Consider the following 8,949-nt stretch of genomic DNA (forward strand, 5'->3'; position numbering starts at 1 on the left):
TCCAGCCCAGTCTGTTCCTGTTCTAATGCGAAGAGGAACAGAAATGCCGGTTGGCTTCAATCGCGCAGTCCGGTCGCTCGACAAAGGACGTTTGTCGAGCTGTAACCCGGCCGACCGCGCCTCGGCCGATCCCGGCTAATTCTTTGTCTGAAATTCATTTTTTGTATCGGAGTGGTGACGGACCACATCTGCGTGCGGCGCAACATGAGTTTGTGCCCTGCAATAAATTGCATCCACACGGTGAATCTGCTCAGTCGTCCGCCTCTGCCTTTCCGAGCGGCGCGAGCCATGCACCTCCGCGACGCTGGCCCGTGTCCCGTCACCTGGATCGTAGGGTGCGTGGGTCGCCTTCGTCCGGCGGCGACAGGGAGCGACCGAAGGAGGGCATCCGGGTTGCCTGCGCGCCCCGCTCGCAGGGACGACCTGCGCAGGCCGGACGCCAAGCAGGCGGCTCGTCAGAACTCCATCTCCAGTTCTTCGATCTCGTCCGGCTCGTCGGCAGCGGCTTCCGCCCATTCCACCATCAGCGGCCAGTGCAGGATCGTGTCGCGGTAGGCGGCGGCGCGGGGCGGCAGGGCGACGTCGTAGGTGCGGAAGCGGGTGCAGACCGGGGCATACATGGCGTCCGCCAGGCACGGTCGCGCTCCGAACAGGTACGGCCCCTCGTAGCGATCCAGGCAATCGTCGAAGATCGTCACGATACGCTCGATGTCGGCCTTTGCGCCGTTGAACACCCGAAAGTCAGGGTGGAAGGCACGCAGGTTCATCGGCAGGGCCGAGCGGAGATTGACGAAGCCGGAATGCATCTCGCCGGAGATGGACCGGCAATGGGCGCGCTCCGCCGCGTTGCCGGGAAGGAAACCGGCCGCGGGAAAAGTCTCGGCGAGGTATTCGGCGATGGCCAGGGTGTCCCAGACGACCACGTCGCCGTGGCGCAGGCGCGGCACCAGGAACGACGGCGACAGGTGCAGCAGCTCCGCCCGGCTGGTGGCATCCGTGCCGGACAGGACCTCGGTCTGGAAGTCGAGACCGGCCATCCGGCAGATCAGCCAGCCCCGCAGCGACCACGAGGAATAATTGCGGCTCGAGATGGTGAGCGTAGCGGCCGTCATCGTCCTGCCCCGGGGCGCGTCGCCGATCATGCGGTCTGCGAAGCCCGATCCAAGACTCGTGCCGAATGGGGCGGGCGAATCGCTACCGCCCCCAATTCTAATCGCGTCGCAGCAGCGCCGCGACCTCCGCCTGCTCGGCGGCCGACAGAGTCCGGACCGGTGCGGGCGGCCGGCGGCGGGCGAGGCGCCACAGGCCGAAGCCGCCCAGCAGCACCGCCAGAACCGGGGTCAGCCAGAGCAGCAGGGTGTGCAGCGCGAAGACCGGGCGCAGCAGCACGAACTCGCCGTAGCGCGCCACGACGTAGTCGAGCACCGCCTTGTCGCTGTCCCCCTTCTGCAGCCGCTCGCGCACGATCAGGCGCAGGTCCTTGGCGAGCGGCGCGTCGGAATCGTCGATCGACTGGTTCTGGCAGACGAGACAGCGCAGCTCGGCCGAGATCTCCCGGGCGCGGTGCTCCAGGGTGGGATCCTTCAGCACCTCGTCAGGCTGGACCGCGTGGGCGGGAAGCGACGCCAGCAGGGCCAGCGCCGCCAGGGCCGGTCGGAGGGAGCGGCGCGCCATCATTCGGCCGGCACCGCGACGGGGAGCGGCCGCGCCTTCGCCTTGGCGGGGACGCCCACGCGCATCCGCCGGTCCGTCAGCGACAGGCCGCCGCCGACCGCCATCACCACCGCCCCGAGCCAGATCAGCAGGACCAGCGGCTTGTAGTAGAGGCGCAGGCCGACGCCACCGTCCTGGCCGATCTCGCCGAGGCTCGCATAGACCTGGCTGGCGCCGATCGTCAGCAGCCCGGACTCCGTCACCGCCATCTTGCGGCTCGGGTAGAAGCGCTTGCCGGTCTCGACCTGGCCGACCTCGTCGCCGGCGCGGGTGCGGATCGTGAGGTAGGCGGCGGCCTCCTCGTAGTTCGGTCCCTTGCGCGGCGCGACCCGGTCCAGGGTGGCCGTGTAGGGCCCCGTCGCCAGAGTCTGGCCGGGCTTGAGGGTCGCCAAGCCCTCGGTGGCCCAGCCCTGTGCGGCGATGCCCAGCACCACCACGCCGACCCCGGCATGGGCGATGGCGGTGCCCCAGGCCGAGCGCGGCAGGCCGACGGCGCGGCGCCCGATCTGGCCGAGCGAGCGGGCCCGGCTCGCCCCGTAGCCGCGGGCGCGCGTGACGATCTCCAGAACGGAGCCGATCAGCAGATAGGCGCCGAGGCCGATCCCCACCGGCGCCAGGACCGGGCCGCCCCAGGTGAGGGCCAGGACCACGAAGCCGACGACCAGGGCCACCGCCAGCGCGGCGAAGAGGCGCTGGGCGGCGGCGAGCACGTCGCCGCGCTTCCAGGCCAGTGCCTGCCCCACGGGCACGATCAGCAGCAGCGGGATCGCGAGCGGCACGAAGGTGGAATTGAAGAAGGGCGGCCCGACCGTGATCTTCTCGCCGGTCAGCATCTCCAGCACCAGCGGGTAGAGGGTGCCGACCAGCACGGTGGCGCAGGCCGCCACCAGGAAGAGGTTGTTGAGGACGAGCGAGCCCTCGCGGGAGATCGGCGCGAACAAGCCGCCCTGCCGGAGCAGCGGCGCGCGCCACGCGAACAGCGTCAGCGAGCCGCCGATGAACAGCACCAGGATCGCCAGGATGAAGACGCCGCGGGTCGGGTCGGTGGCGAAGGAATGCACCGAGGTGATGACCCCGGAGCGGACCAGGAAGGTGCCGATCAGCGAGAGCGAGAAGGTCAGGATGGCGAGCAGCACCGTCCAGACCTTCAGGGCGTCGCGCTTCTCCATCACCACCGTGGAGTGGAGCAGCGCCGTGCCGGCGATCCACGGCATCAGCGAGGCGTTCTCGACCGGATCCCAGAACCACCAGCCGCCCCAGCCGAGTTCGTAATAGGCCCAATAGGAGCCCATCGCGATTCCGAGGGTCAGGAAGCACCACGCGGTCAGCGTCCAGGGCCGCACCGCCCGCGCCCAGACGGCGTCGATCCGCCCGTCGATCAGCGCGGCCACCGCGAAGGCGAAGCTGATCGAGAAGCCGACATAGCCGACATAGAGGAGCGGCGGATGGATCGCGAGGCCGGGATCCTGCAGCAGCGGGTTGAGGTCGTTGCCCTCGAGCGGCGCCGGGATCACGCGGGTGAACGGGTTCGAGGTCGTGATGATGAACAGCACGAACACGAAGGTGATCAGCCCCTGCACGCCCAGGGTGTTGGCCCGCAGCCGCGGCGGCACCGCGTTCTTGGCGGCGGCCACGCAGGCGCCGAACAGCGTGAGGATCAGCACCCAGAGGAGCATCGAGCCCTCGTGGTTCCCCCAGACGCCGGAGAGCTTGTAGATCAGCGGCTTCTGCGTGTGCGAATTCTCGACGACGTTCTGGACCGAGAAATCGGAGGTGACGTGCGCCCAGGTGAGCGCCGCGAAGGCGAACAGCACGCAGGCGAAGGCGCCGAGCGCCGCCTGCGAAGCGGTCTGGCGCAGGGCCGGATCGCCCGAACGTGCCGCCCAGATCGGCATCACCATCTGGACGAGGGAGATCGCCAGCGCGAGCGCGAGGGCGAAGTGACCGGTCTCGACGATCATGCGGATTCCCTCACCGCTCGCTGCGGGGGCCGAGGGTGCTGTCCGCCGCCGCCGTAGCGGGTTTCGGCGCCGGGGCCGCCTTGTTCGGCCCCCCCTCCTGCCAGCGCCCCTGCGCCTTCAGCGCGTCGGCCACCTCGCGGGGCATGTAGGATTCGTCGTGCTTGGCGAGCACCGTGTCGGCGCGGAACTCGCCGCCGGGCTCCAGGACCCCCTCGGCGACCACGCCCTGCCCTTCCCGGAACAGGTCCGGCAGCAGCCCCTTGTAATGGACCGCGACGGTGGCGTTCGTGTCGGTGACGGCGAAATCGACCGTCTGGTCCGGGCCGCGCCTGAGCGAGCCGTCCTTCACCAGACCGCCGAGCCGCAGGCGCGTGCCCGGGGCGATGGCCTGCTGGGCGATGTCGGTGGGCGAGCGGAAGAACACGATCGAGCCGCTCATGGCGTACAGGATCAGCCCCACGGCGAGCGCCAGCACGCTGCCGCAGGCGGCGATCAGGATCAGGCGGCGTTTCTTACGCGTCACGATACTTCCACCCCGCGGTCCGGCGCGCGGAGACCCGCCCCGACCGGAACCGTTCTCATTCTAGTCTTGAGGGTGTCGGCTCCAGGCGCCCGCGGGTCAAGGGCGGGCATCAGGACCGATTGTCGTACGGGCCCCGTCCCGCGCAGGCGGCCTCACGATTTCGCGGTGTCGCGGATCGGGCTTGTCAGGGATTCGGCTTGGCGGCGAGGTCCAGCTCCCGGGCGAGTCCGTCGAGCCGCGCCACCGCGTCGCTATTGGCGGCCAGCGCCATCCGGGCGCGGTCGAGGGCCTTCACGGCCTGGTCGCGCTCGCCCAGCGCGCTGTAGGAGCGCACGAGGCGCATCCACTCGTCCGGCGTGCCGCCCCGCGCGGCGAGGCGCCGGTCGAGCCCTTCGACCATGCTGCGAATCGCCGCCTGCTGCTCCGCCTGCGGCATGGCGCGCACCGCCGCCATCGCGGCCTCCTTCTCGGCCAGTGCGGTCGGGCCGGACTCACCCGACCCGGCGGGCCCGGGCGCCGCGCCCTCCGCGCCGAGTCCCACGGCGCGGGCGCCCTGCTCCACCTGGGCGAGCCCCTGCGGGTCACCCGCGAGGGCGGTCCGGGCCCGGGCCAGGGCGGCGGCCGCCTGATCGGGCTCGCCGAGGACCACCCGCGACCGGACGAGCCTCAGCCATTCGTCGGAGGTGCCGCCGCCGGCCTTGAGGCGGGCATCGAGCCCGTCGACCATGCCGCGGATCGCCGCCTGCTGCTCGGCCGGGATCTTCGGGGCGGCCTGGGGCGGCGTCGGGGGCGGCGGCGGCTCGCCCTTGAGGCGGGCGAGGCTCTGCTTGACGATTCCGAGCCAGGGGGCGGTCGGCGGGCTGCTGGCCTCGAGTTCGGTGAGCTGGCGGATTGCCTCACCGGTATCGCCGGCCTGCTCGGCCGCCCGGGCCAGATAGAAGCGCGGCTTCGGTGCGTTCGGCTCCTTGGCCTGGGCCTTCTCGAACAGGGCCTTGGCCTCGGGCGAGACGGTGCCGTCGCCGGCCGCCGTGAGGGCCTCGGCCTGATCGGCGAGGGTGTCGGCGGTCTCGCCCTTCAGGCGCGCGATGTTGGCGTAGGCGCGGGCGGCATCGTCGAAGCGGCCGGTGCGCATGTAGACCGGGGCGAGCACCGCCCAGCCGCGGGCGTCGTTCGGGTCCCGGGCGAGGCGCGCCTCGATCTGCCCCACCGCCTTCATGAGTTCGTCGGCCCCGCCGCGGGTGGCCTGCCGGTCGGCTTCCGTCTGGGCGGGCAGTTCGGGCGAGCCGTAGAGGCCGTAGGCGATCAGCGCCACGAGGGGAATTGTGGAGAGCGCGAAGGCCGAGGCGGCCCGCCGTCGGCGCAGGCGCGGCTCGGCCGGGCGCGCGGCCTCGACGAGGCCGGCATCCTCGGCCTCGCGCTGCGCCTCGCGGCTTGCCCGGAGCAGGCGGCGGGCCGCCTCGGCCTTGGCGGTCTCGGCCTCGTCCGGAGCGATCAGGCCGCGTTCGAGGTCGCGGTCGATCTCGGCGATCTGATCCTCGTAGAACGCGGTCTCGGTGGCGAGCCCGCTCCCGCCCGCCTCGCCGGTCGGCACGGCGGCGCGCCGCGACATCGGCCAGAGCAGGCCGAGAACGGTCGCCGCGGTCATGGCCGCCAGAATGAACCAGATCGCCGTCATGGACCTTTCCGCCAACGAGCCGGACCGGCCCGCCCCTCCCCACGCCCTGTGGAGCCGGCAGCGTGATGCCACGACGCCTCCCGACGGCGGCACGGTGTCACGCAACTCTCCCACGATGACAAGGGCCTGGGCTGGGCCATGAGGCCGCGTCCGCCTCACACCGCGCCCCCCTCGCGGAACTCGCGGACGGCCTCAGTGGGTCGCGGTGCCGACGGGCAGGTCGCCCGGCACCTCCAGCACCGCCCGCAGGCCGCCGAGCGCTCCCTCCTCCAGGGTGAACCGCCCCCGGTACAGGGCGGCGAGGTCGGCCACGATCGACAGGCCGAGGCCGGATCCGGGCTTCGATTCGTCGAGGCGCCGCCCCCGGCCGAGCACGGCCTGGCGGGCCTCCGGCGGCAGGCCGGGGCCGTCATCCTCGATGGCGACGACGAGGTGGGGATAATCGTCCTTGTCGACCGCCTCGGCCCGGATCGCCACCCGGCCGTGGGCCCATTTCGACGCGTTGTCGACGAGGTTGCCGACCATCTCCTCGAAGTCCTGGCGCTCGCCGCGGAAGCGCAGGCCGGGAGGCACGTGGACGTCGTAGGCGATATCCTTGTCCCGGTAGATCTTCCCGAAGGTGCGCACGAGGCCGGCCAGCGCCGGCTCCACCTCGGTCGAGGTGCCGAGCGTGCCGGCGAGCGCCGCGGCCCGCGCCCGGTCCAGATGGTAATTGACCTGATCGCGCATCACCGCGGCCTGCTCGCGGATCTTGTGCGTCAGCTCCTCGGGGGCATCGGAGGCGCCGACCTCGTTGACGATGATCGAGAGCGGCGTCTTCAGGGCGTGGGCGAGGTTGCCGACCTGGGTGCGGGCGCGCTCCAGGATCTCCCGGTTGGTCTCGATCAGGAGGTTCACCTCGCCGGTGAGCGGCGCGATGTCGCGGGGATAGGTGCCGGTGATGCGGTCGGCCTCGCCCCGGCGCACGGCGCCCAGCGCCGCACGCATCTTCTTGAGCGGCGCGAGGCCGAACCGGATCTGCAGCAGGGTTGTGATCGCCAGCGACAGGCCCAGCAGGCCGAAGGTGATGGTCAGCGAATTGCGGAACCGGTCGACGTCGTTGACGATCTCGTCGGCGGGACCCGCGACCCGGACCGTGTAGCGGCCCTCCTCGCCGAGGTCGACGTCGCGCTCCATGATGCGCAGGAGGCGCCCGTCCTGCCCCTTGCCGTAACCCTGGCGGATCTGGCCGACGCCGGCCTTGCCGTCCGAATCGGTGGCCGCCGGCAGCGGCACGCCGACCAGCGAGCGGGAGGTGCGCACGTCGCGCGGCTTCGCGTCGGGCTTGCCGACCTGCCAGTACCAGCCGGACAGGGGCAGGTCGAAGCGCGGATCGCCCAGCGAGAAGGTCCGGCTCTCGGGATCGTTGGGCGAGACGAGATCGGTGGCGAGGTTGTTGGCGAAGACGAGGAGCCGGCTGTCGAAGGAGCGCTCGGTGTTCTCGCGATAGAGGGTCGTGAGGATCCAGGCCGCGATCAGCAGGATCGCGGAGCTCGACAGGAACGCCGACACGGCGAGCCGCACCGCGATGGAGCGGCGGCGCAGGGAGAAGAGGCCGATGAGGTCGATCATGGATGCGTCGGTCGCTCAGACGGGCGGCGGCGCATCGTCGAACACGGCGCCCCGCATCAGCGGGCGCGCCGTGCGGACGAACGCGCCGCGCGCGACCCGCCAGCCGTCGCCAACCACGACCTGCAAGAAGGTGTCGTCGATGTCGGCATCCGGCCGCGCGGAGCGCTCCACCACACAGGTCTTCGGCACCGACGAGACGCCCCCGCCCATGCCGTTGAGCTGCCGCCCGAACGGGTCGGGACTGTCCATGGTGGAGAGGAAGACCGGCTCCCGGGCGGCGAGATCTCCCGGCACGTCTTGGCGGTGCAGCATCAGCGCCTTGCTGGTGCCGCCGCGCATGAAGACGGCCGGCAGCGTGCCGGAACGTGCGGCCGCGCTCACATCCGCGCCGGCGGCTGGTTGGGATCCACGAGATAGCCGAGGCCGCGCACGGTCTGGATCAGGTCCACCGCGAGCTTCTTGCGCAGGCGGCCCACGAACACCTCGATCGTGTTCGAGTCACGGTCGAAATCCTGATCGTAGAGGTGCTCGGTGAGTTCGGCCCGGGACACGACCCGGCCGGTATGGTGCATCAGGTAGGAGAGCAGCCGGTACTCGTGGCTCGTGAGCTTCACCTGGGCGCCGTCGACGAAGACCTTGCCGGAGCGCGTGTCGAGGGTGACCGGCCCGCAGGCGATCTGGCTGGTGGCGTGTCCGGCGGCGCGGCGCAGCAGCGCCCGGACGCGGGCCATCAGCTCCTCCATGTGGAAGGGCTTGGTGACGTAGTCGTCGGCACCGGCATCGAAACCGTCGACCTTGTCGGACCAGCGGTCCCGGGCGGTGAGGATGATCACCGGCGTCTTCACGCCGGCCCGGCGCCACTTCTGGAGCACCGTGACGCCGTCGGCCTTGGGCAGGCCCATGTCGAGGATGATGGCGTCGTAGGGCTCGCTCTCGCCGAGATAGCCGCCCTCCTCGCCGTCATAGGCCTTGTCGGCCACGTAGCCGGCCTCCTCCAGCGCGGCCACGACCTGCCGGTTGATGTCCTTGTCATCCTCGACGACGAGCAGTCGCACGGCTTACTCCCCTCCGACACGGTTGCGGCGCCCGCTCAATACTGTCCCGCCACGGTGCCGGTGCGCGCATCCACGATCACGTGCACGAAATGCCCGTCCCGGCGCAAGGCGGTGAGCATATAGACGAGGCCGCCCTCGTGACGGCAGAGGCTCGCCCGCTGGATCTCGGCCCGGGGGATCACCGTGCGGGCCGCGCGGATCGCCGCCACGGGCGGGATCACCCGCCGCTCGCCGACCTCCTCGCGCAGGTCGGCGGGGGACAGGCAGCTCTCGATGCGCAGCGGCGCCTGGCTGGAGACGGCGCCCGTCTGGGGGGCCGGCCCGTCATCCGCCATGGAGCCGAACCCGCCCGCGGCGAGGGCCGCGGCGGTCAGGCTGATGGCGACGAGGGCGATGGCGTAGCGCATTGGC

The 8,949-nt window shown here is 71.3% G+C and carries 9 protein-coding genes; all 9 read right to left on the bottom strand.

The annotated features are described in order from the left end of the window. Positions 1-455: 455 nt before the first annotated feature. Positions 456-1,112 (bottom strand): glutathione S-transferase family protein, encoded by a 657-nt coding sequence (locus ABC766_RS13880; protein ID WP_053609266.1) that lies wholly within the window; start codon positions 1,110-1,112, stop codon positions 456-458. 97 nt (positions 1,113-1,209) lie between these two features. Next, complete coding sequence (locus ABC766_RS13885) at positions 1,210-1,674, bottom strand: cytochrome c-type biogenesis protein (protein WP_043388082.1); 465 nt, start codon at positions 1,672-1,674, stop codon at positions 1,210-1,212. Then, positions 1,674-3,674: a heme lyase CcmF/NrfE family subunit gene (locus tag ABC766_RS13890; protein WP_043760138.1), complete on the bottom strand. Its 2,001-nt coding sequence runs from the start codon at positions 3,672-3,674 to the stop codon at positions 1,674-1,676. The genes ABC766_RS13885 and ABC766_RS13890 overlap by 1 nt, the downstream gene beginning before the upstream one ends. A gap of 10 nt (positions 3,675-3,684) precedes the next feature. Then, entirely contained in the window at positions 3,685-4,197 is a 513-nt protein-coding gene (gene ccmE / locus ABC766_RS13895; protein ID WP_043388080.1) for a cytochrome c maturation protein CcmE, read from the bottom strand. Between the two features lie 184 nt (positions 4,198-4,381). Beyond that, the gene (ccmI, locus tag ABC766_RS13900) at positions 4,382-5,872 is read right to left on the bottom strand and encodes a c-type cytochrome biogenesis protein CcmI (protein ID WP_345822477.1); all 1,491 of its coding nucleotides are present in this window, start codon (positions 5,870-5,872) and stop codon (positions 4,382-4,384) included. Positions 5,873-6,064: 192 nt separating this feature from the next. Next, positions 6,065-7,483, bottom strand: a complete 1,419-nt coding sequence (locus tag ABC766_RS13905) for an ATP-binding protein (RefSeq protein ID WP_043349505.1) — start codon at positions 7,481-7,483, stop codon at positions 6,065-6,067. Between the two features lie 15 nt (positions 7,484-7,498). Beyond that, complete coding sequence (locus tag ABC766_RS13910; protein ID WP_345822478.1) at positions 7,499-7,864, bottom strand: PrpF domain-containing protein; 366 nt, start codon at positions 7,862-7,864, stop codon at positions 7,499-7,501. Next, the gene (locus ABC766_RS13915) at positions 7,861-8,538 is read right to left on the bottom strand and encodes a response regulator transcription factor (protein ID WP_012321897.1); all 678 of its coding nucleotides are present in this window, start codon (positions 8,536-8,538) and stop codon (positions 7,861-7,863) included. The genes ABC766_RS13910 and ABC766_RS13915 overlap by 4 nt, the downstream gene beginning before the upstream one ends. Positions 8,539-8,573: 35 nt before the next feature. After that, positions 8,574-8,945 (bottom strand): PepSY domain-containing protein, encoded by a 372-nt coding sequence (locus ABC766_RS13920; protein WP_043354854.1) that lies wholly within the window; start codon positions 8,943-8,945, stop codon positions 8,574-8,576. Positions 8,946-8,949: the final 4 nt, after the last annotated feature.

The organism is Methylobacterium fujisawaense (assembly GCF_039619325.1).
GTDB classification, from domain to species: Bacteria; Pseudomonadota; Alphaproteobacteria; order Rhizobiales; family Beijerinckiaceae; genus Methylobacterium; species Methylobacterium fujisawaense.